Source organism: Arcobacter sp. LA11, from assembly GCF_001895145.1.
GTDB lineage: Bacteria > Campylobacterota > Campylobacteria > Campylobacterales > Arcobacteraceae > Halarcobacter.
Genome location: NZ_BDIR01000005.1, coordinates 127010 through 149737, shown reverse-complemented (window position 1 = coordinate 149737; position 22728 = coordinate 127010). Strand labels below are relative to the sequence as shown.

Below are 22728 nucleotides of genomic sequence, written 5' to 3'. Positions count from 1 at the left end.
ACTTGTATAGACAAGTTTTAAGGAAAGATTTTGGTGAGAAAACTTGAAAAACCAATGTACATAAAACTTTATGAAAAGATTTTGAAGAATATTGAAAATAAAAAGTATAACTCTAATGATAAATTACCATCAGAAAATGATTTTGCTAATGAATTTAATGTAAATAGACATACTGTAAGACAAGCTTTATCTTTATTAAAAGATGAAGGCTATATTTATACTCAAAAGGGAAAAGGTAACTTTATTTCAAATATTAAAGTTCCTTATTCTATTTCAGATAAAAGCTCATATACATCAAAAATCTTAGATTTAGGGTATGAACCTAAAACAAAACTTTTAAGTGCAGATATCATAGAACCAAATGAAGAAGTTGCAAAAAATCTTGGGTTAAATAACAAACTAAAAGTAATTGAATTGAAACTTTTACGATATGTTAATGATTTACCTATTTCAGTTTCTTACTCATATTTTGATGCTTTTTTATATAGAGAAATAGTAAATAATCTTAATTATGAACCTTTTTCTTTATATAAAGTTTTAGAAAAATCTTATCCCACTTTAGATGTTACAAAAGTATCAACTGTATTTGAATCAATAGTAGCAAATAAAGAATTAAGCGAATTTTTAATGATGCCATCAAATTCCCCCGTACTAGTGGCAAGTACATTATCTAAAGACCAGAATGGAAACTTTGTTGAATATGGAACTTCATATTTTAGAGCAGATACATGCAAAATCAAAGTAGATTTAATTTAATTAGGAGAAATTAAAGTGATAAAAATGAAAAACCTTACTTTAGGTTATAAAAAAGAAAAAATTTTAAAAGATATTAGTTTAAAAGTTAAAAAGGGTGAATTTATTGGGATTATAGGGCCAAGTGGAGCTGGTAAGTCTACTTTACTTATATCTGTAACTGGTGGAATAAAAGTTTTTGATGGAAATTTTGAAGTATTAGACTTTAATTTACACAATATAAAGAAAAAAAATCTAATTAAATTAAGAGAGCAAGTTGGAGTGATTTTTCAAGGTTATAACTTAGTTGATAGATTAAGTGTACTTGATAATGTAGTAAGTGGGATGTTAAAAGATATTCCATTATCAAGGGCTATTTTAAAATTATATAAAGCAAAGGAGTTGAAAAAGGCAAAAGAGTTTATGGATATTGTTGATATTACAAAGCATTCATTAAAAAGATGTGATGAACTTTCGGGAGGTCAAAGACAACGTGTTGCAATCGCACGTGCTTTAGCCGCTGAACCAAAGATTATTCTTGCAGATGAACCTGTTTCTGCACTTGATCCTAAGAGTGCAAAAAAAGTTATGGAAGTTTTGAGGAAGGTTAATAAAACATATGGTGTTACAGTTATTACTAACCTTCATCATTTGGAGTATGCCAAAGAGTACTGTGACAGAATTATTGGTGTTAATAATGGTTCAGTGGTCTTTGATGACAACAGTGAAAAACTAACTGATAAGTTAGTTGAAAAAATTTACACTGTAAATCAAACAGTGTAATAAATAATCAATAACAAGGAATAAAAATGAAATTTATTAAAAAGCTTACAGTTGCTACATTAGCATTAGGTTTAACAACATCTATGATGGCTCAAGAAAAATGGCCAGATAAAATTACTTTTGGATTAATTCCCGTTGCTGGTTCAAGTTCAATGAAGGAAAATTTTGGACCTTTAACTACTCATTTAGAAAAATCTTTAGGTATTAAAGTTGAAATGAAATTAGCAGGTGATTACACGGGTATTATTACTGGTATGCAACATAAACATATTGATGTAGCTTATTTAGGCCCAAAATCTTACGTAGAAGCTGCAAAAAGAGCAAATGCGGAAGCATTAGTAGTTGAAGTAGACGGTGAATCAGGATTACCAGGTTATAGAGGTATTATCATTAGTAAAAAAGGTTCAGGTTTAAAGACTTTAGCAGATTTAAAAGGTAAGACTTGGGCATTTACATCTTCACAATCAACATCAGGAACTTTAGTTCCAACTGTTATGTTTTCAAAAGCTGGAATAGATCCTAAGAAATATTTTTCAAAAGTTGTATATTCAGGAGGACATGAAGCTTCAATTCTAACAGTAAAAGCAGGAAGAATTGATGCTGTTTCAACAAATAATCTTGATTTTAACAGAGGTATTGGAAAACATTGGGAAAAAGATGGTTTTAATGTAATTTGGACTTCTGATTTAATTCCAGGTGCTCCAATGGCAGCTAGAAAAGATTTACCTACTTCTTTAAAAATGGCTTTAAAGGGTGCTTTCCTTTCTTATAACGATCCAGAAGGTTTAAAGAAACTTAAAAATAAAGGTTTTATTAAAGGTGATGATGCAGTTTATAATCCTGTAAGAGAATTAATTAAATTAAAAAAACAATTAAAAAATAAAAAGTAATTTATTTTAAGTAAGCGTTTTACGCTTACTTAATAAAAGGAAAAATAATGAATGTTGAAGAATTAAAAGCAAAAAGTAACCCTTTTTCATTTTATAAGTCAGCAATAATAGTTCTATTTTTATTAGTTTTGATACAAAGTTGGAATGATACGGAGATGAGCTTTGGCGCCCTAGTTGATGGATGGCATTATATGGTTGAATATATATCTGGAAATCCTAATATTGAAGGAAGTGGTTTTTTCCCTCCAAATTTAAATAAAGATGATTTAATAACATATTCATTATCTATGTTAGAAACAATTCAAATGGCAGTAGTAGCTCTTGTTATATCTATAATTGTAGCAGTTCCATTATCATATATGAGTTCTAGAAATATATTAGACATTTTAATTCCAGGAAAGACACCTTTTCATATGCTTTCTAAAAGAGTGATATATGGAAGTGCTACTTTAGTAGCAAATGTTTTTAGGTCAATCAATGAAATTATTTGGGCTTTAATATTTGTAAGTGCAGTAGGATTAGGACCAATGGCTGGTATTTTGGCACTTGGTGTTCACACTGCTGGTGTTTTAGCCAAGCTTTTAAGTGAAGGAAATGAATCAATAGACCCAGGTCCTGTTGAAGCTTTAACTACTACAGGTGCTGGTTTTATAAAAGTACTTGTATATGCAGTTTTACCTCAAACAATGCCTCATTTTGTATCTATGGCTTTATATAGATTTGAAAGTGATGTACGAAGTGCTTCAATTTTAGGTTTTGTAGGAGCTGGAGGTATTGGGTTTTATTTATTTGACAAAATGAGAGCCTTTGAAAATGCAGATGTTTGTTCAATTATAATTGTAATTGTTTTAACAGTTTGGATTTTAGACAAGATAAGTGCAGTAATTAGAAAAAGGTTTATCTAAATGAAAAGAGAAGATGTAAATGACTTAGCACAATTTGTGAAGTTAGATAAATTACAAAATTTATATAAAAAAATAAAAAAGAATCATGATGTAAGGATATTAACGACTCCTACAGAACAGACTTTATTAGTCCCTGTAAAAGATCCTATTTCTGGAGGTAGTTTTTATTCAGGCGAAGTTTTAGTAACTTCAACAATTGTTGAAGTAGAAAAAACTAAAGGCTGGTCTATGGTAATGGATAGTAATGAAAAACTATCTTTATATGTTGCAGTTTTAGATGCTTGTTTTGAAAAAAATATTTTTAAAGATGAAATAAAAGAGTTATTAAAAGAAGCAAAAAAAGAAATTATGAAAGAGACTAAAAAACAAAATCAAAAGATTAACTCGACTAGAGTCTCTTTTGATTTAATGTAAGGTAATTTATGAAATCAGTAGATATTGAAAAGTTAAATAGAGATAATTTTAAATCAATTATAAACAGTCTATCTATGCCAGGTAGTGTTAATAAAATAAAATCACTTTATGATTCACATTTATTAGCAGTTGCAAATACATTATTGTATTCAGAAGTTAGTTTCTTTTATGATGGTAATGAAGATATTAATTTAATTAAAGCAATAACAAATGCAAAAGAAGAGAGTGTAGAGACAAGTGATTATATCTTTTGTGATGAAATTAATGAATATTCTTTAAGTAAGTCAAAAATAGGAACAGCTCAAGATCCTGAGTTTTCTTCTACTTTGATATTTAAGTGTAAGAATTTTGAAGGTTTAAATTTAAGATTAAGTGGTCCAGGGATTAATGAATATAAAGATGTCTCTTTACCTATAGATAACGCTTTTGTAGATTTTTTTAATGAGAAGAACTCATCTTATCCTTTAGGAAATGAAGTTTTCTTTTTAAATAAAAAAGGTGAAGTAATAGCCTTAAGTAGAACTACGAAAGTAGAGGTTATATAATGGCTTACTATGCAATTAAAGGTGGAGAAGAGGCTATAAAAAACTCCCTCAATTTTTATAATGATTATACTAAAAGAAGTGAAAAAATTGATGATGAAGATTTGATTGAATCTCTTACTTTTTCTATAGATAAAGTTATGAGTGAAGGTTCGCTTTATAGTAAGAAACTAGCTTCAAAATCTATAAAAAGAAGTGCAGGAGATTTATTAAATGCTTCTTTTTTTGTAAGAGCTCATAGGTCTTCTTGTCAAAGAATAGGTATTTGTAAAGAGCTAGATGTAAATGATATGAGATTAAGTAGACGAATATCTTCTGCTTTTAAAGATATTGAAGGTGGACAACTTTTAGGTGCATCAAATGATTATGAAATAAAGCTTTTAGTTGATTTAAAAAATGAAAAAGTAGATATAAAAGAGTATTCAAATAAAGATAATGTAATAGATTCTGCTTTAACTCCTTTACGAAATGATAATTTAATAAAAATATTACCAAAAGAGGAAGAACCTTGGGATATTACAAGAGTTTTTCCAACTTCACCATATCCAAGAAGTTCAGTTCTTCAAGTAATGAGTAGGGGTGAGAGTGGCACTCTTTTGGGATTTGCTTATACTTCTATGAGAGGATATGGAGATGTTCATCCTACGATTGGGGATTTAAGAATAGGTGAACTTGATATTAAGTTTACACATCCTTTTACAAAAAAAGAAGTAAAAATAGGTTCTATTGAAGCAACAGCAGTTGAGAGTGCAGGTACTTTTAATAAAGATGAGAATGGCGATACTAAACTTACTACTGGATTTGGTTTTTGTTTTGGGAAAAATGAAACAAAAGCAATCTCTATGTCGATAATTGATTTATCTTTATATAACAACTCATATACAGTAGGAACTGAGCAAATAGTTGCAAGTGATTTTGAGATGGTTATGCATCATGTTGATGGGATAGAATCATTTGGATTTGCTAATCACTATAAGTTACCTCATTATGTAACTTTTCAAACAGATTATCAAATATTTAAGTCTGCTAAAAAATATGTGGAAGAACAAAATCAAAAAGATTTAAATGGAGCTTTAAAATGAGATATGCATTTTTAGATGAAGAAGCAAAAAAAGAGATTAGACGTTCTATCTTAAAAGCTATTGCCATTCCAGGATATATTGTATCTTTTGCATCTAGAGAGATGCCTGTTGCTAGAGGTTGGGGAACGGGTGGATTACAAGTTACATTATCAATAATAAATGAAAAAGATACTTTAAAAGTAATTGATCAAGGTTGTGATGGAAGTGTAAATGCCGTAAACATAAGAAACTTTATATCTTCAGTAACAAATGTAGATACAACAACAGATACTAAAAAAGCAACTTTGATTCAAACAAGACATAGAATTCCTGAAATTGATTTAGAAGAGGGACAAATATTAGTTTATCAAGTACCTATGCCTGATATTTTAGAGACAGTTGAACCAAATACTGCAAAAGCAAAGATTATGCATGCAAATGCTGATTATTCAAAATTGTGGGTTTTATTATATGAAGATACTTCAATGTATGGAGATAGTAGGATTTCAAATAGATATCCCGTGATTGTACATGATAGATATGCAATGGATCCAAGTCCTATTCCTAAATATGATACTCCTAAGTTGAATAATAATAAAGCTTTACAGCTTTTTGGAGCTGGACGTGAGAAAAAGATTTATGCAGTTCCTCCTTATACAAAAGTTGAGCCGTTGAAGTTTGAAGATAGAAAATTTAAAATAGAAAACTTTGAAGATAAATCTTGTCAAAGATGTGGTAGCAGAGATTCCTTTCTAGATGAAGTCTATGATGATAATGGAATTACGCACTATTATTGTAATGATACAGATTATTGTGATTCATATTTAAAAAATGGAGCTAAAAAATGATTTTAGATATAAAAAATCTATCAAAAGTATTTGGTAAGTTTTGTCCAAATTGTTTGGATAATACAGGTGCTGATTTTAATAGTTCTATTTGTCCTACTTGTAAGAGTGTAGTTGGAGTAAATGATATTAATCTAACTTTGAGTAAAGGCGAAGTCTTAGGAATAGTTGGGGAAAGTGGTAGTGGAAAATCTACTCTTTTACAGCTTATTTATCAAGACCAAAAAGCAAGTTTAGGAGATATTTTTATAAAAGATTTTGTAAATAAAGAAGGTGTAAGAAAGTCAATTTTAGATGCCTCTTTAAATGAATTGTCATATTTACGAAACTCTTTAATGTCAATGATCTATCAAAATCCAAGATTAGGACTAAATTATAACTTTTCTGCTGGTGGTAATATTGCCCAGAAGATTATAGGAAGTGGAAATAAAAGGTACGATGAGATTAGGGAAAAAGCTTTATATTTTTTAGATAAAACTGAAATACCAACAAGCAGAATTGATGATTATCCAGAATATTTTTCTGGTGGACAGCAACAAAGAATTCAAATATCAAAAGCATTGTCTTCAAATCCAAAGATATTACTTTTAGATGAACCAACTACAGGATTAGATTTATCAGTTCAAGCTAAGATTCTTGATTTGATAAAAGAATTACAACATGAGATTGGTTTTGCGATGATTGTTGTATCTCATGATTTAGGTGTAATAAAACACTTAACAGATATTACAGTTGTGATGAAAAATGGACAAATTGTTGAAAAAGGTTTAACTGACCAAGTCTTAGAAGACCCACAACATCCATATACTCAACTACTTGTGTCATCTATTTTATAAGGAATAAACGTTGATTAGATTAGAAGTGAAAAATTTAAATAAATCTTTTAAAGTTCACACCAGAGGTGGGGTTGAAGTAAAAGGTTTTGAAGATATTAATCTTGAAGTAAAAAGAGGGGAGTTTCTTTCTTTATTTGGACCTAGTGGTGCTGGAAAATCATCAATTTTAAAGACACTATTTAGAACTTATACTACAACATCTGGAAATATACTATTTTACAAAGATGATGGTTCAGCTATTGATATTGCAAGTGCAACAGAGAGTCAGATTTTAAATTTACGAAAAAATGAAATAGGTTATGTTTCACAGTTTTTACAAATATTGCCAAGAATTAGTGCTGTTGATATTGTAAGTGAGCAATTAATTGTAAAAGGTGAAGCTGAAAAGGTTGCAAGAGATAAAGCAAAAGAGCTTTTAGCATACTTGTCTATAAGAGAAGAGTTATTTGATTTATCTCCTTTGACATTTAGTGGAGGTGAGCAACAAAGAGTAAATATTGCAAAAGGTATTATTGCCCCTAAAAGCTTGCTTTTATTAGATGAACCTACTGCTTCTTTAGATAAAACAAATACTATGAAAGTTGTTGAAAAATTGAAAGATTTGAAAAATCAAGGTGTTAGTATGGTTGGAATTTTTCATGATTTAGAGGCTATGAAAATAATTAGTGATTCAATATATGAATTAAAAAGGGTTAGTTAATGGAAACTATTTTACGAAGTAAAAATGTATTAATAGATGAAAAGTTTGTACCTGCAGATATTGTTATAAAAGGTGAATTTATAAAAAGTGTCGATGAATATGGATCAAATGATGTTGCAGTTGACTTAGGTGATAGAAAAATTGCACCAGGGATAGTTGATTTACATTCAGATGCGATTGAAAAAGAGATTGAACCAAGACCAGGTGCAACTTTCCCTGTAGAACTTGCCGTAGCAGAGCTTGACAAAAAATTATCAATGGCTGGTGTTACTACAATGTTTCATGCTATTGGTTTTGAAGAAAATCCTAAAAAGAAAAGAAGTATTGAATTAGCAAAACATCAAATTGAAGAAATTTATGAAGCTAATAAAAAACATTTAGGTGTTGATAACTTTGTTCATGCAAGATTTGAGTTAAGCGCGGGAGAAGCAGTTGAACCAATAAAAAATATTATATCTAAGGGTATGGTCAAAATGCTTTCTTTAATGGATCATAGCCCAGGACAAGGTCAGTTTAAATCTTTAGAGTCTTTTAAAAAATATTATGGAACATATTATGGTTTAAATGATGAAGAACTTAACAGTGTAGTTGAAAAGAAAATGAATAAAGATGAAAAGAAAATTAATGATTTAATCACTTTTGCAAAAAGTAATAATATAACACTTTTAAGTCATGATGATGATTGTATTGAAAAACTTGATGGACTTTTAAATTTAGGTGTTCAAATTTCTGAATTTCCTTTAGATTTAGATGTTGCAAAATATGCAGTTAGCAAAGGAATTGCAACTGGTATGGGTGCTCCAAATATTGTAAGAGGTGGAAGTCAAGGTGGGAATATTGCAGCAATTGAACTTGTACGCGAAAATGTATGTAAATATTTATGTTCTGATTACCACCCAACTTCTATGCTTCAAGCAGTTTATAGAATGAAAGAAGATGCAAATTTAGATTTGGCACAAGGATTTTCTATGATTACAAGTACTCCTGCAAGTTATGCAAATCTTGATGATAGAGGTGTAATCAAAAAAGATAAAAGAGCAGATATTATAGTAATTGATGATACTAATCTTCCAAAAGTTGTTTTAACTTTAAAAGATGGAGAGTCAATTTATAATGCAATCAGAGGATTTAAACTTTAATAAGGAGCTAAATATGGTAACTATATATAGAAGTATTTTACATTTAGAGGTAAGATATAATGACAAAAATAGAAAGTTATAATTCTGAAAAAAAAGTAAAATTAGGACTTAAGCCTTATATTTTTCCAAATGCAATTATTCAAAATAGTTCATTTGGAAAGTATACAGAAGTAAGAGATTTTGCAAATATTAGTGATACAATTATTGATGATTATTCTTATGTTAGTGAATATACTCAAATAGCAAATACTATAATAGGAAAATTCTCAAATATTGCAGCTCAAGTTAGAATAAACCCAGGTTTTCATCCTTATGAAATGCCTTGTCAACATCATTTGTTGTATAGACGGGAAATGTATGGTTTTGGTGAAGATGACAAAGCTTTTTTTAATTATAGAAAAACTCAACAAGTAAAAATTGGTCATGATACTTGGATAGGGCATGGGGCTGTAATTATGCCTGGTATAAAGGTTGGCAATGGTGCAATAATTGGCGCGAATGCAGTTGTAACCAAAGATGTACCTTCCTATGCTATAGTTGCAGGAGTAAGTTCAAAGATAATGAAGTATAGATTTACTAAAGATATAATTAATAGGCTTGAAGAGATAGCTTGGTGGGATTGGTCCCATGATGAAATTGCTAGTAGAATTGATGACTTGAAAGATATCAGAGAATTTATTTATAAATATTAAAAGAAGTAGAGAATATGAATACTAAAATTGTCTTAATTGTTGGTCCTAGTGGAGTAGGGAAAGACACTCTTTTAAAAGAAGTTCGAAAATCTTTAGATGGTAGTTTTAACTTTATAAATAGGTATATTACAAGAAAACCTTGTAAGAGTGAAGATAACTTTTATTTAGATGAATATGCTTTTGAGATATTAAAACATAATAGTTTTTTTATCTCTACATGGAATGCTCATGGAAACTATTATGGTATTGCAAAGAAATCTATTAAAAATGGTATAAATATAATCTCTATATCAAGGTCAAAAGTAAAGGATTTTGAAAACTCATATGATAATGTATATACTATTAATATATCTGTTTCAAAAGAAAATTTGAGAAGAAGACTAGAAAATAGAGGCAGAGAAAGTAAAGAAGAGATTGAAAAAAGATTAAATAGAAGTTATCAAAAAATCGAATCAAAAAATTTAATAGAGTTTGATAATAGTGAGAAGTTAGAAATTACATCAAAAAAATTTCTAGAGTTATTGAAAAGTATAGAAAATGAGTAACTTAAAAGTTGCAACTTATAATTTATGGAAAAATGATGGGGAATTTCCTAAAAGAATAGAAGAAATTCCAAATAATTTAAGAAAAAATCAGTTTGATATTATCTGTTTTCAAGAAGACTATTGTTCTTCTACTTTTTCAAGTAGTAAGTTTATAAATGTAGAACTTGATTATAACTATATAACTACGCCTACTAGAGTAAAACTAAGAAATAATAAGTTATCTAGCTCAAACTTAACTATTCTTTCAAAATATAAAATGAAACTTTTAGATGAAATATATTTTAAAAAAACCCAAGAGGAAGAGCGTGCTTGTCAACTTGTTGAGTTTGAATTTGAAGATAAGAAAGCTTTACTTATAAATACTCATTTGTGTCATTTAAGTAGTACAAGTAGAGTTTTTCAGATTAAAACTATACTTAAAGAGATAGATAAGTATAAATATGACATTGCATTTTTCTGTGGTGATTTAAATGCCTTGCCTTTATATAATGAAATAAATATAATAAAAGAAAATGGTTTTGAAGATATAAATAAAGACTTTACTCATCAAGAAAAAGTGATTTTAGATTATATTTTTTATAAAAGTGATTTAAAACTAAATATTGAGAGTAAAATTATGTTAAAAGATTTTAGTGACCATTATTGTTTACTTAATACTTTTAAATTTTAGTATATTTGGATTAGAAAATGAAATTGAGATTTTTGGGAAGTGCCGATAGTGCAGGTATACCTGTACATAATTGTTCTTGTTCTATTTGTAAAGAGTATAGAGGAAAAAGTATAAAAAATCTTTCTACAAATGCTTATTTAGAGTTTGAAGATGGTGTTATTTTACTTGATGCAGGAGTTGAAAATATATCTAATATTTTTGATGGCAAAAAAATTAAAGCAATCTTTTTAACTCATTTTCATGCTGACCATTGTTTAGGACTTTTACGGCTTAGACACTCAACTGATAAAATAGATTGTTATCATCCAAAAGATGATATGGGTTTTTCAGACTTATTTAAATACAATCATTCTATAACTTATAATCAAATTGAAGCTTTTAAAAAATTGGATTTTAGTGATTTTTCTATAAGGGCTATTCCTTTAAAACATTCTAAAAATACTCTGGGGTACTGTATTGAGTATAAAACTAAAACAATGGTTTATTTAACAGATTGTTTTGGTTTAGAAAAAGATAGTTTAGAGTTTTTAAAGAATCAAGATATTGATTTTGCTTTTATTGATGCCTGTTATGATGAAAGAAAAACTAAAGGCAATCATTTAAATTATTTACAAGCAAGTGAAATTTTAGATGATTTAAAAGTCAAAAATGGATATCTAATGCATATTTCTCATTCTACAAAAGAGTATATTAAAAAAAATAAAATTGAATTAAAGTACAGATATATTGAGCCAAGTGACTCTTTTGATTTTGATGTAAAATAGGCTTTTAAAACCTATTTTACGATGTGTCCTACAAATTTAGACATATTATCTAAAATCTTTCCACCTTTTCTAAATCCAAGACCACAAGCTTCATAAGCGTAAAATACACCAGCTTGATAATAGTTTCCTTCTTCATCTTTAGGAAATTCTATATATTCTTGATAGATTGCTTTATGACCTTCATATTCACCATCTGTTTTAACATCTAGAGAATTATCTGCATTTACAATAGCAATATTTGCCCCTTCTCTACCAAAACATCTTTTTTCTACTTGTTTAGTATTTTCTAATGGCTCAAATGATGTTTCTAAAAGTAGGGGATGATTTGGATATAAATCCCATAATATTTTCATAAAACCTTTTGATTGAAACATTAAAGTATATGCAGGATTAAAAATAATTGCTTTCTTGTTTGCAATAATTTCATTTAAATAAACTGCTAATTCATTTTCATCAATTGCAATATCTTCCCACGGAATAAGTTTAAACCAAAATTCAAAACCTTCATCTGCTTTAAAAATACCTTCATCACTAAAGTTTACTTGATCAATATATTCAAAGTCAGTATTAAAGCCTGCTTCATTTGCTATATGTTGTAAAAGTTTAGTTGTATTTTCATCTTCAGAACTACCTTGAATTGATGAAAATAGTATTTTCCATCCAAGTTTTTGATAGTATTCATCAAATTTTTCTATATCTGAATCTAAAGTTATAATTCTTTTAAAATTGTCTTTTAATGCATCATAAAGATTATTAAATTGACTAGCTTCATTTAAACCATTTTTCTTTAACATTGCCCACTGTACAATTGCTGTTTCAAAAAGTGAAGTTGGAGTATCTGCATTGAATTCGATTAATTTAATCGGCACTCCATCAATTCCTCCAGCTAAATCAAATCTTGAGTATAAATGCCAATGAACATCCTCTTCCCAAGAGTTTTTAATAGTCTCTACTAAATTAAAAGGGATATTTATTTCATGAAATAAGTTGTTCTCAATTATATGTTCACCAGCTTCGCAAAACATTTCATATAATTCATTTGCTGCTTCATAATAGGCATTAGCTTCTTCTTCACTAATTTGTACAACTTGATTTGAAATATATGATGTTTCATCACTATCTGTATGCCATGAGAATCCTATTGATTCTAAATATTCATTTGTTAATGGTTCTAGAGTTTTTAGTTCCACTATTAACCACCAAAAAATGATCTAGATTTAGAACTAGAAGATGATTTATTTCCAAAAAATCCACTTTTTTTAGATGCACTTGATTTATTTGCCGAACTTTTTGCTTTAGAAAATGAACTTTGAGATCTACTATATGTTTGTGGTGACTTGTATTGTGCTTTTCTTTGATTTTGGTAGTTTTGGTTGTTGAATAGTTTATTTCCTAACCATGAACCAATCAGTGCACCAGCAATTGAAGACATAAGTACTCCACCTAATCCTAATCCACCATTTGACATTTCTGGGTTTGTTAAAGCAGAAGTACCATTGTCAATTTTTACTTCTTCAGCTTTTACAAGAGCATCAATTTCAGCTTGTGAAAGGATTCTTTCTGAACCATCAGGTTTTCTCAAAACGATAGTTGTTTTAGAAGCTGGAAATTCATCTGCAATTACATATCTTCCATCAGCAGATTCTTCAATAATTACAAAGGCACCTTGTTTTTGGCTTGCATTAGAAAAAGCATCATTTTGACCTTGGCTTTGTTGGTTAGCTGATTTATCTTCACATCCAACTAGTCCAGTTACTAAAATAGCTCCTAGTCCACCTACCATTGCGTAGTTTGATATTTTTTTAATATGATTTCTTTTTTTCAATTAATTGTCCTTATATACTTATTTACACGTAAAATATTTTTGATATACTACTAAATTGTTACTATAAAATAGATGAAGTAAATAATATATTATTTTTAGCCTTTACGACCATAATTGGAAATTAGGTAATTTAGCAACAGCTTTTAATATATCAGTTTTTGAAACAATTCCTATTAAAATATCTTTTTGTGTTACAACAGGAATTGCACTTAATTTAAAATCCACTATTACTTTTGCTACTCTTCTTATATCTGTTATAGGGTCAGTTGTGATAAGCTCTGGTAAATATACCTCTTCTATTTTTTTGTCTAAAATAGTTCTTGCATTGTCTATATCTTCTATTATAAGATTTAATATAAATCTTTTATTTATGAGTGACATGATTCTTTGATTTTCATCGATTACGGGAATTTGACTTATTTGATAATCTTTTAATCTATCATAGGCTTCAATCAAAGTATTTGTTGTTTTTATACAAATACAATTTTTAGTCATGATATCTTTTACATGATATACTTGTTCAGAAGTGTCAATATGTGCGATTTTTTTATATGCATTTATAGCTTCTTTTTCTTTTGAAGAGTTTTTTTTATCATTTGAAGTTAAAAATTCTTGAAATAAAGTATCATCATTTGGTTTCATTTCCACTTTATCTGGAGCATCTGTTTTTTTTATTTCATATAAGTTATCAATTGTATTTCTAAATCCAACACTACCATTTCTGTATATCGCAAACATTTTATATCCTACAAGTATTTTATTGATTATACCATGTGAATGGATTTATTTTTATAAATAAGAAAATTTAATATTTTATTTGGATGATGACAAGATACTCTAAATAGAGTATCTTGATTTTTTAAGAGAACATATCAGCTGTTTGGTTTTTATACCATCCTACCGCATATTCTGCTTCTGTTGCTCTAAATCCTTCACTAGCATTCATAGGACTAAGTCCTCCTGCTCCAGGAACTTTGATAATTTTATCTTCGTGAGCCTCATAAACAGCAGCAACTGAAATCCCATAATTTGGAGCAACTAAACTATAACAAGTGTTTGCAAGTTTAGGAGGATTTACAATTGGTTTATTTCTTAATTTTCTTGTAATTTGAAGTGCAGCTATTTTTGCTTGTGAGTTTGCCGAAAATCCAGATTTTGGCATTTTTGAAGCAATAGATGCATCCCCAATTACATAAACATCTTTTACTATTCTTGATTCAAATGTTTTTGTATTAACAGGACACCAATCTCCTTTTGTAAGACCAGAATCAAATGCTAGTTTTCCAGCTTTTTGAGAAGGAATATAATTAAGCACATCTGCTTTTACAACTTCATCTTCAGTAGTAATTTCTTTTTTCATTGGATCAACTTTTTCTACTTTTCCACCAAATTCTACACTTCTCCATTCAATCATATCACCATAAAGTTTTTCCCAACCTTCTTGGAATAAACCTTGTTTAGAAAATTTAGCTTTTTGATCTAAAATGATGATTTTAGAGTTTGGCTTATTGTTTTTAAGATAATGAGCTACTAAAGAGATTCTCTCATATGGTCCAGGAGGACATCTAAAAGGATTTGGCGGTGAAACCATTACATATGTTCCTCCGTCTTTCATTCCTTCAAGTTGTTCTCTTAAAAGAGTTGTTTGTGGTCCTGCTTTGTATGCATGTGGTGAATACATTTCTGAACCTTCTACATAACCCTTCTCATATTTAAAATCAATTCCTGGAGAAACAATTGCTTTATGGAAAGGAATTACATCACCATTTTCTAAAATAACAGTATGTGCAACTCCATCTACTTTTGCTACTTTTTCATGAATTACTTGAACTTTATATTTACTTTCTAAAGTTTTGTAATCATGTTTGATATATTCAATATCATTCATCCCTGCAATTACAGTATTTCCAAATGGACATGTGTAATAATTTTCATTTTGTTCTATTAAAATTACTTCTGTCTCAGGACTAAACTTTTTAAGGTACTTAGCCGCAGTAGCTCCTCCAAAGCCACCACCAACGACAACAACTCTTTTTTTATCTTTTGGTAAAGAAACACTAGTTAGACTACTACATGCAGTAAAAGAAAGTGCAACTGAACTTACAAGTAATTTATTAAAATTTCTTCTATTCATCATAATACTATCCTCTTATCTTTCAATTTTTGAAAAGTAATATGAAATTTGTTCTAATTCTGCATCACTAAAGCCTTTAACGTGCTTTTGCATCATAGTTCCTTTTCTTTGACCATTTTTGTATCCTAACAAAATACTATACATAGTATTTTTCCCCATGCCTGCAATATAAGGTGTTACGGCAATAGACTTCCCATCCGTACCATGACATGATGCACATGATAGTGATAACATTTGTCCTTGTAATGGGTCATACTCTACGGCATAACTTAAACTGCATAGACAAAATAACATTGCTGCTATCTTTTTCATTCTTCCCCTCCTACTTTTCCCTAGATATTTGCTTCTTAAAAAAGCGTTACGTAAATATTAATCATTTTACCTTAAGTTTAAGTTAAGAATAGTTATTAAATTTTGTCTTTAGAATATAATTATTTCTTATATGAGTTTTTTATAATATTATTAAGTAGAAAGTGTATTTAAATAGTAGATAAATTTTAAGTATGATAGGCAAAAAGATAAATTAATTATCTTTTAATGCCTTTCTCATTACTTCAATTGTGCTTTCATCAGTATTTGCTTTAGTAAAATATTCAAAAGCTAGAACACCTTGATAAAGAAGCATATCTTCGCCGTCTTTTATTTTTAAACCATTTTCTTTGGCTTTTGCTAAAAATGGAGTTATCTTTCCATATACGCAATCAAAAGCACAGCATGCAGTTTTTAAAACTTGATTTAATATTTCTTCAGGACAAGGAAGATATTCATCTTTTAATCCTGCACTTGTAGAATTTACAATTAAATCATACTCTTCTGGAACAAAATTCTCCCAAGTTGAAGATTTTATATTATGCTCTTTAAAAAAAGATAATTTTCCTTCGCTTCTATTTAAAACAGTAACATCTATATCACTTTGTTGCAAAGCAAGTGAAATAGCTTTTGCAGTACCACCTGCACCTAATAATAGTACTTTTTTTATCTCGCCAAAACTTTCTATTGCATATAAAAAACCAGGGGCATCTGTATTATATGCTATAACTTTTCCATCTTCATTTATATATGTATTTACAGCTTTTATTTCATTTGCAAGACCTCTTACTTCATCTGCATTTTCATAGGCAAACTCTTTATGTGGTACAGTGATATTCGCACCTTCATAATTGTTTTCTAAAAATACCTCTTTTATTGTATTTCCATCTTCTAAATGATGTTTTTTATATACTCCATCATAATCAATATTTTCAAAACCTGCATTGTGCATTTGTGGTGATTTTGAGTGAGCTACTGGATTTCCAAATATTACAAAAGTTTCTTTTTTCTCTGACATTTTTATCCTTTAAAGAGGCGATTTTAGCCAAATTTCAATAAGAGAGAATTAAAGTATTATTCTTCTAAAGAAATCTTTTTTAAATAGTTACTTATTTGAGGTAGATTATCTTTCCTACATACTAAGCAAGTTGGGATATCAACAATACTTTTATCTATTTTAGTAGTTTTTACTTTGCTTAAATATCCATATTTCTTAACAATGGACTTAGGTAATAAAGTACTTCCCATTCCTAATTCCACACAAGCTAATATAACTTCAAAATTTGCTAGTTCTAAGATTTCATAATCATGGATTTCTAAGTATTCATAATATTTTTTTAAACCATTAAAAAAGGCACAAACATCTTCATGTCCTATTATTGTCTTATTAGAGTTTTTTCTTTTTGACTCAACATATAATAGTTCATTTTCAAATCTTTTTAATAAAGCAATTTCTTCATGTTTTGGTTCATTATTTATAAAAGCTACATCGACTTTATATTCTAAGAGTAATTGTTTAATTACAATTGTATTATTTGTAACTAATTCAAGTTTGGTATTTGGATAATCATTATTTAATTTTTTTAAAAAAGGGATAAGCCTCATTTTTGTATTTGAATATGTTGAAGCTATTATAAGAGAGTTTTGTTTTTTAATATTTCGTATTTGATTTTGTGCTTCTTTTATTTTTCCTACTATTTCAAGGGCTAAAGGTAAAAGTTTTTCTCCTTCTTTTGTAAGTAGAACACCTTTTGGTACTCTATGAAATAATTCAAAGCCTAAGTTTTTTTCTAATTGTTTTATTCTAAGGCTAACATTTGTTTGCGTAACTTTTAGTTTTTTTGCGCCTAAACTAATACTCTTTTTTTCTGCAACAGCTACAAAAACTTTTAGGAGATTTGAATCCATATAACTATCCTTTATATAATCAATAATTATGCATTATTTGACATGGCTTAACTTATAGTAATACAATAATTCTTAAATTTAGACTTTGAAAAAAGGAATTATTATGGAAAATGAAAAGATATTAAATATATTAAAAGAAGAAATTGTACCAGCACTTGGTTGTACAGAACCAATAGCTATAGCTTATGTAAGTGCAAAGGCAAAGGAGATTTTAGGAGTATTACCTCAAAAAATTGATATTTATGTCTCTGGTAATATGATAAAAAATGTTAAATCAGTAACTATTCCAAATAGTGGCGGAATGGTAGGAATAGAATCAGCTATTGCTTTAGGAGTTAGTGCTGGAGATTGTAATAAAGAATTAATGGTTATAAGTTCTTTAAAAGAGGGTGATATAAATAAAGCACGTGAGTATTTAGAGAATAGTCAAATTAATGTAATTCATGATAATACAGATGTAAAACTTTATATAAGAGTTGAGGCTTTCTATGAAAAAGAGAGTTCCTTAGTTGAAATAAAACACTTTCATACAAATATAACAAGAATTGAAAGAAATTCAGAAGTTTTGATTGATCAAATATGTAATGATTTTGATTTTAAAACTACTAATGAAGATAGATCTATTTTAAGCATAGAATCAATATATAGTCTAGCAAAAAAGATAGATATTAAAGAAGTAGAACAGATATTTAATCAAGTTATAAATATGAATTCAAATATTGCAAATGCTGGGTTAAATGAAGAATTTGGGGTAAATATTGGTAGTTTAATTCAAAAAAATATGAATGAAGGATTGTATGGGAAAGATATTAGAAACAAATGCGTGTCTTTTACTTCTGCTGGAAGTGATGCAAGAATGAGTGGATGTTCTTTACCTGTAATGACTACAAGTGGTAGTGGAAACCAAGGTATGACAGCTTCTTTACCAGTTATTAAATATTGCCAAGAAAAAAAACTTTCAAAAGAAGAATTAATCAGAGGATTAATATTTTCACATTTAACAACTATTCATTTAAAGACAAATGTTGGAAGACTTTCAGCTTTTTGTGGAGTAATGTGTGCTGCAAGTGCGGTAAGTGGTGCTATATCATTTTTAGAAAATGCAGATTATGAAACAGTTGCAAATTCAATAACCAATAGTCTAGGAAATGTTTCAGGAGTAATTTGTGATGGGGCAAAGGCTTCTTGTGCTACAAAAATTGCAACTGGTATTTATGCTGCATTTGATTCTTCTATGCTTGCTTTAAATAATAAATATTTACATGAGGGAGAAGGTATTATTTCTTCAGATGTTGAAAAAACAATAAAAAATATTGGTATATTATCTCAACAAGGTATGAAAAAGACAGATGAAGTGATTTTAAATATTATGCAATCAGAAAAAAAGATGGGTATGGAAAAATAGATAAAAATACTTACTATAAAGAGACAATACCTCTTTATAGTAATTAAAAAAGGCTATTTTAAATAGCTACTTCTTCATATTTTTCTTTTCCATTGTAAATATTTTCATTAAATTCATCTTCACTTTTTGCAATTAGTAATGAAGTCATAGCATCACCAGTTACATTTACTGTAGTTCTTGCCATATCTAAAATTCTATCAATACCAGCGATAAGTGCAACTCCTTCAATAGGTAATCCAACAGATGTTAAAACTAGAGTTAGCATGATTAATCCAGCTCCAGGTACTCCTGCTGTACCGATTGATGCAAGGGTAGAAGTTAAGATAATCATCATAAATTGGTCCATTCCTAAAGATATACCAAATGCTTGAGCAACGAACATTGCACAAACACCTTGATAAAGTGCTGTACCATCCATATTAATTGTAGCTCCAAGTGGTAATACAAAACTTGCAATAGGTTTTGAAACCCCTAAGTTTTTTGTTGTATTTTGTGTTGTAATAGGTAATGTTCCTGAACTACTTGTACTAGTAAAAGCAACAGTTTGTGCTGTAATAATTCCCTTAAAAAATTTAAGAGGATTTAGTTTCCCAATTAAGCTTATACCCCCTGCAAAAGTAATCAATATATGAATAATTGCAGCTAAATATACTCCAAATATAACTTGTCCTAAACTTAATAGTACATCAGAACCATATGATGCTGAAACCCATGCCATTAAACCAAATACCCCAAATGGTGCATAAGACATCACAATTTCAGTCATTTTGTACATTGCTTCAGAAATTGAGATAAAGAATTTCTTTGCAGGTTCACCTTTTTCTCCTGTTAAGTTTATTGAAACACCTAATATAATGGCAAAGAAAATTACTTGTAGTACATTTCCTTGAGAAAAACTTGCAAAAGGATTTTTAGTAACTATATTTAATAATGTATTTATCAAAGATGGAGATTCTTTTGCTGTAATTACATTATTTGTTTCAAGTGAAACTCCTACTCCTGGCTCTAAAACTGCACCAACAACTAGACCAATTGTTATGGCAATAGCAGTGGTTATTAAATAAATACCAAATGTCTTTAATCCAATTCTTTTCATTTTTGTTAAATCTTCCATTGAAATAATACCTGTTACAAGTGTTACAAATACTAATGGCATAATTAACATCTTGATTAGATTGATAAATAAACTACCTATTGGTTTTAGTACTTGTGCACTTTCTCCAAAAACAATTCCCGTAAGTAATCCTAGAACTAAAGCTCCAAGAATTTTTTGCCATAGAGGCATTTTTTTCCACATTGTCATCATTAACTCCTTAAGTCATGTATAAAAATACTAAGGTAGTAAAATGAACTAAAAGTGACTTTTTAGGACTAAATTAGTAAAAATTAGACTTATTAATTGATTATGTATAAATGATGTACAAGTTATGTAATTAATATGTAGACAATTGAATTTCTTCAATAAAATATGCAAGTTTAATCTTTAAATAGTAAAATAGTTTATCAAGCAATTGGATTAATTATGAAAAAAATGTTTTATACTTTTACAACAACAACAGATGGCAATCTTGCATATCATGTACCAGATACAAAAGAAAATGTAGATAAAAATAGAAAAGAATTAGCTACAAAATATAATTTTGATTTAGAAAACTTAATTTATATGAATCAAGTCCATGGTAATAATGTAGAAATAATAACAAAAGATTCGCCTAGATTAATAGATAGTTGTGATGGAATTATTACAAATGAAAAAAATCTAACTCTTATGGTTATGGTTGCAGATTGTATTCCAATTTTATATATGGATAAGATAAAAGGTGTTGTTGCAGCAGTTCATGCAGGTAGAAATTCAACTTTTCAAAGAATAGCAGAAATTACAGTACAAAAGATGATAGAAGAGTTTGATTGTAATGTAAAAGATATAGAAGTAATACTTGGCCCTTCTATTCAAAAGTGTTGTTATGAAGTTAATTTAGAATTAGCAAATATAGTAAAAGAGTCTTTTGGAGAAGAGTTTGTTGATGGAAGATTAATTGATTTACAAGGTATAAATAAAATGCTTTTAAATGAACAAGGAATTTCAAATATAAGTATTTATAATACATGTACAAAATGCTCAAATGAGCCTTATTTTTCATTTAGAAAGGACAAAAATTGTGGTCGTTTTGCTGGTCTAATATCGGTGTTATAGTAATTATGTAAAAGTTATGTAAATCTCATGTAAAAATTATGTATCTTAAACTTAATTTAAACATTATAAGCTCTAATTATCATTTTTTTTCTTTTTTTAAGTTTCGATTAGTTACAATTTCACAAATTTTGAGTGAAAGAAGGTTAGTAAATGAGTACAACGGTAACAAAAGAAGAAGCATTAAATTATCATGAATTTCCTACACCAGGAAAATTAGGAATTCAAACAACTACAGAATTAAATACACAAAGAGATTTATCTCTTGCATATACACCAGGTGTTGCACATCCTTGTTTAGAAATTGAAGAAAATCCAGAAAATGCATTTAAATATACTGCAAAAAGAAATCTTGTAGCAGTTATTACAAATGGTACAGCTGTACTTGGTTTAGGAAACATTGGAGCGTTAGCTGCCAAACCAGTTATGGAAGGTAAATCTGTACTATTTAAAAAGTTCTCTGCTATTGATTCTTTTGATATTGAAATTGATGAAGAAGATGCTGGAAGATTTATAGATGTTTGTAAAGCAATTGCACCTACTTTTGGAGGAATCAACTTAGAAGATATTGGTTCTCCTGCTTGTTTTGAAATAGAGAGAAGACTTATTGAAGAGTTAGATATTCCTGTTATGCATGATGACCAACATGGGACGGCTATTATTACAACTGCAGGACTTATCAATGCTTGTGATATTATTAAGAAAAATTTAGAAGATTTAAAAGTTGTAGTTGTTGGTGCTGGAGCTGCTGCTATTTCTTGTTCAAGAATGTATAAATCTGTTGGAGTTAAAAATATTATTATGTGTGACTCAAAAGGTGTTATTCATGACCAGAGAGATGACTTAAATAAATTTAAAAAAGAGTTTTCTATTCCTGAAGCTATGACTAAATTAGATGCCTTTAGAGATGCTGATGTTGTATTAGGACTTTCAAGACCTGGAACATTTACTCAAAAACATATTGCTGTTATGGCAAATGAACCAATTGTATTTGCATTATCAAACCCTACACCAGAGCTTTTCCCTGAGGAAATCCTAGCTATTAGAGATAAAGCTATTGTTGGTACAGGAAGAAGTGATTTCCCTAATCAAGTAAATAATGTAATTGGTTTCCCATTTATTTTTAGAGGTGCACTAGATGTACAAGCTAAAAAAATCAATATGCAAATGAAAAAAGCAGCAGCATATGCAATTGCTGAATTAGCTAAAAAGCCTGTTCCTCAAAATGTAAAAGATATTTTTGGAGATTTATCATATTCTAAAAAATATATTATTCCTACTGCTTTTGACAAGAGACTTATTGTAGAAGTTTCAAGTGCAGTTGCTCAAGCTGCAGTTGATTCTGGAGTAGCTAGAAAAAAAGATTTTGATATTGAAGCTTATAAAGAGCAGTTATCTAAAATGATTTAAATCTAATTAATGGTATTATTTCATCCTT

The 22728-nt window shown here is 28.7% G+C and carries 26 protein-coding genes; 18 read left to right on the top strand and 8 right to left on the bottom strand.

Features of this window, described 5'->3' with window-relative positions:
• Positions 1-33 precede the first annotated feature (33 nt).
• Genes BT997_RS06670 through BT997_RS06600 form a run of 15 tightly spaced genes read left to right on the top strand, consistent with a single transcriptional unit; the run spans position 34 to position 11518 of the window.
• Positions 34-756, top strand: a complete 723-nt coding sequence (locus BT997_RS06670) for a GntR family transcriptional regulator (RefSeq protein WP_143145166.1) — start codon at positions 34-36, stop codon at positions 754-756.
• Positions 757-780: 24 nt separating this feature from the next.
• Entirely contained in the window at positions 781-1515 is a 735-nt protein-coding gene (gene phnC, locus BT997_RS06665) for a phosphonate ABC transporter ATP-binding protein (protein ID WP_072681017.1), read from the top strand.
• A gap of 26 nt (positions 1516-1541) precedes the next feature.
• Positions 1542-2405 (top strand): phosphonate ABC transporter substrate-binding protein, encoded by an 864-nt coding sequence (gene phnD, locus BT997_RS06660; RefSeq protein ID WP_072680674.1) that lies wholly within the window; start codon positions 1542-1544, stop codon positions 2403-2405.
• 47 nt (positions 2406-2452) lie between these two features.
• Positions 2453-3310, top strand: a complete 858-nt coding sequence (gene phnE, locus BT997_RS06655) for a phosphonate ABC transporter, permease protein PhnE (protein WP_072680673.1) — start codon at positions 2453-2455, stop codon at positions 3308-3310.
• Entirely contained in the window at positions 3311-3724 is a 414-nt protein-coding gene (locus tag BT997_RS06650; protein WP_072680672.1) for a phosphonate C-P lyase system protein PhnG, read from the top strand.
• Between the two features lie 8 nt (positions 3725-3732).
• Entirely contained in the window at positions 3733-4269 is a 537-nt protein-coding gene (gene phnH / locus BT997_RS06645) for a phosphonate C-P lyase system protein PhnH (protein ID WP_072680671.1), read from the top strand.
• Positions 4269-5348, top strand: a complete 1080-nt coding sequence (locus BT997_RS06640) for a carbon-phosphorus lyase complex subunit PhnI (RefSeq protein ID WP_072680670.1) — start codon at positions 4269-4271, stop codon at positions 5346-5348. Before phnH ends, BT997_RS06640 begins: the two co-directional genes overlap by 1 nt.
• The gene (locus BT997_RS06635) at positions 5345-6175 is read left to right on the top strand and encodes an alpha-D-ribose 1-methylphosphonate 5-phosphate C-P-lyase PhnJ (RefSeq protein WP_072680669.1); all 831 of its coding nucleotides are present in this window, start codon (positions 5345-5347) and stop codon (positions 6173-6175) included. Before BT997_RS06640 ends, BT997_RS06635 begins: the two co-directional genes overlap by 4 nt.
• Positions 6172-7008, top strand: coding sequence for an ATP-binding cassette domain-containing protein (locus tag BT997_RS06630; RefSeq protein ID WP_072680668.1), 837 nt, complete (start codon positions 6172-6174; stop codon positions 7006-7008). The genes BT997_RS06635 and BT997_RS06630 overlap by 4 nt, the downstream gene beginning before the upstream one ends.
• Before the next feature lie 10 nt (positions 7009-7018).
• Complete coding sequence (gene phnL, locus BT997_RS06625; RefSeq protein ID WP_072680667.1) at positions 7019-7708, top strand: phosphonate C-P lyase system protein PhnL; 690 nt, start codon at positions 7019-7021, stop codon at positions 7706-7708.
• Positions 7708-8847, top strand: a complete 1140-nt coding sequence (locus tag BT997_RS06620) for an alpha-D-ribose 1-methylphosphonate 5-triphosphate diphosphatase (protein WP_072680666.1) — start codon at positions 7708-7710, stop codon at positions 8845-8847. The genes phnL and BT997_RS06620 overlap by 1 nt, the downstream gene beginning before the upstream one ends.
• 59 nt (positions 8848-8906) lie before the next feature.
• The gene (locus BT997_RS06615) at positions 8907-9539 is read left to right on the top strand and encodes a DapH/DapD/GlmU-related protein (RefSeq protein WP_072680665.1); all 633 of its coding nucleotides are present in this window, start codon (positions 8907-8909) and stop codon (positions 9537-9539) included.
• Between the two features lie 14 nt (positions 9540-9553).
• Positions 9554-10084 carry an AAA family ATPase gene (locus BT997_RS06610; protein ID WP_072680664.1) on the top strand — a complete coding sequence of 177 codons (531 nt, stop codon included), beginning with the start codon at positions 9554-9556 and terminating at the stop codon, positions 10082-10084.
• Positions 10077-10754, top strand: coding sequence for an endonuclease/exonuclease/phosphatase family protein (locus BT997_RS06605; protein WP_072680663.1), 678 nt, complete (start codon positions 10077-10079; stop codon positions 10752-10754). Before BT997_RS06610 ends, BT997_RS06605 begins: the two co-directional genes overlap by 8 nt.
• Before the next feature lie 17 nt (positions 10755-10771).
• Positions 10772-11518 (top strand): MBL fold metallo-hydrolase, encoded by a 747-nt coding sequence (locus BT997_RS06600; protein WP_072680662.1) that lies wholly within the window; start codon positions 10772-10774, stop codon positions 11516-11518.
• Positions 11519-11529: 11 nt separating this feature from the next.
• Here BT997_RS06600 and BT997_RS06595 read toward each other — a convergent pair whose 3' ends face one another.
• From BT997_RS06595 to BT997_RS06565, 7 genes are all read right to left on the bottom strand, one after another.
• Complete coding sequence (locus BT997_RS06595) at positions 11530-12711, bottom strand: glutathionylspermidine synthase family protein (protein WP_174247216.1); 1182 nt, start codon at positions 12709-12711, stop codon at positions 11530-11532.
• The gene (locus BT997_RS06590) at positions 12711-13343 is read right to left on the bottom strand and encodes a UPF0323 family lipoprotein (RefSeq protein ID WP_072680660.1); all 633 of its coding nucleotides are present in this window, start codon (positions 13341-13343) and stop codon (positions 12711-12713) included. The genes BT997_RS06595 and BT997_RS06590 overlap by 1 nt, the downstream gene beginning before the upstream one ends.
• Positions 13344-13445: 102 nt before the next feature.
• Positions 13446-14081 carry an HPP family protein gene (locus BT997_RS06585; protein WP_072680659.1) on the bottom strand — a complete coding sequence of 212 codons (636 nt, stop codon included), beginning with the start codon at positions 14079-14081 and terminating at the stop codon, positions 13446-13448.
• A 121-nt stretch (positions 14082-14202) separates the two neighbouring features.
• The gene (locus BT997_RS06580; protein WP_258239439.1) at positions 14203-15477 is read right to left on the bottom strand and encodes an NAD(P)/FAD-dependent oxidoreductase; all 1275 of its coding nucleotides are present in this window, start codon (positions 15475-15477) and stop codon (positions 14203-14205) included.
• Between the two features lie 15 nt (positions 15478-15492).
• The gene (locus BT997_RS06575) at positions 15493-15789 is read right to left on the bottom strand and encodes a c-type cytochrome (protein ID WP_083568522.1); all 297 of its coding nucleotides are present in this window, start codon (positions 15787-15789) and stop codon (positions 15493-15495) included.
• Positions 15790-16000: 211 nt separating this feature from the next.
• Entirely contained in the window at positions 16001-16804 is an 804-nt protein-coding gene (locus tag BT997_RS06570; protein WP_072680657.1) for a shikimate dehydrogenase, read from the bottom strand.
• 56 nt (positions 16805-16860) lie between these two features.
• Positions 16861-17694, bottom strand: a complete 834-nt coding sequence (locus BT997_RS06565; protein ID WP_072680656.1) for a LysR family transcriptional regulator — start codon at positions 17692-17694, stop codon at positions 16861-16863.
• A gap of 103 nt (positions 17695-17797) precedes the next feature.
• Between BT997_RS06565 and BT997_RS06560 the strand changes: the two genes are divergently transcribed.
• Positions 17798-19099 carry a serine dehydratase subunit alpha family protein gene (locus tag BT997_RS06560; RefSeq protein ID WP_072680655.1) on the top strand — a complete coding sequence of 434 codons (1302 nt, stop codon included), beginning with the start codon at positions 17798-17800 and terminating at the stop codon, positions 19097-19099.
• Between the two features lie 58 nt (positions 19100-19157).
• Here the strand turns inward: BT997_RS06560 and BT997_RS06555 are convergent, their stop codons facing one another.
• Positions 19158-20402, bottom strand: a complete 1245-nt coding sequence (locus BT997_RS06555; protein WP_258239438.1) for a dicarboxylate/amino acid:cation symporter — start codon at positions 20400-20402, stop codon at positions 19158-19160.
• 219 nt (positions 20403-20621) lie between these two features.
• Between BT997_RS06555 and pgeF the strand changes: the two genes are divergently transcribed.
• Positions 20622-21293: a peptidoglycan editing factor PgeF gene (pgeF, locus tag BT997_RS06550; protein WP_072680653.1), complete on the top strand. Its 672-nt coding sequence runs from the start codon at positions 20622-20624 to the stop codon at positions 21291-21293.
• 150 nt (positions 21294-21443) lie between these two features.
• On the top strand, positions 21444-22700 hold the full coding sequence (locus tag BT997_RS06545) for a malic enzyme-like NAD(P)-binding protein (RefSeq protein ID WP_072680652.1): 1257 nt from the start codon (positions 21444-21446) through the stop codon (positions 22698-22700).
• The last annotated feature ends 28 nt before the right edge of the window (positions 22701-22728 follow it).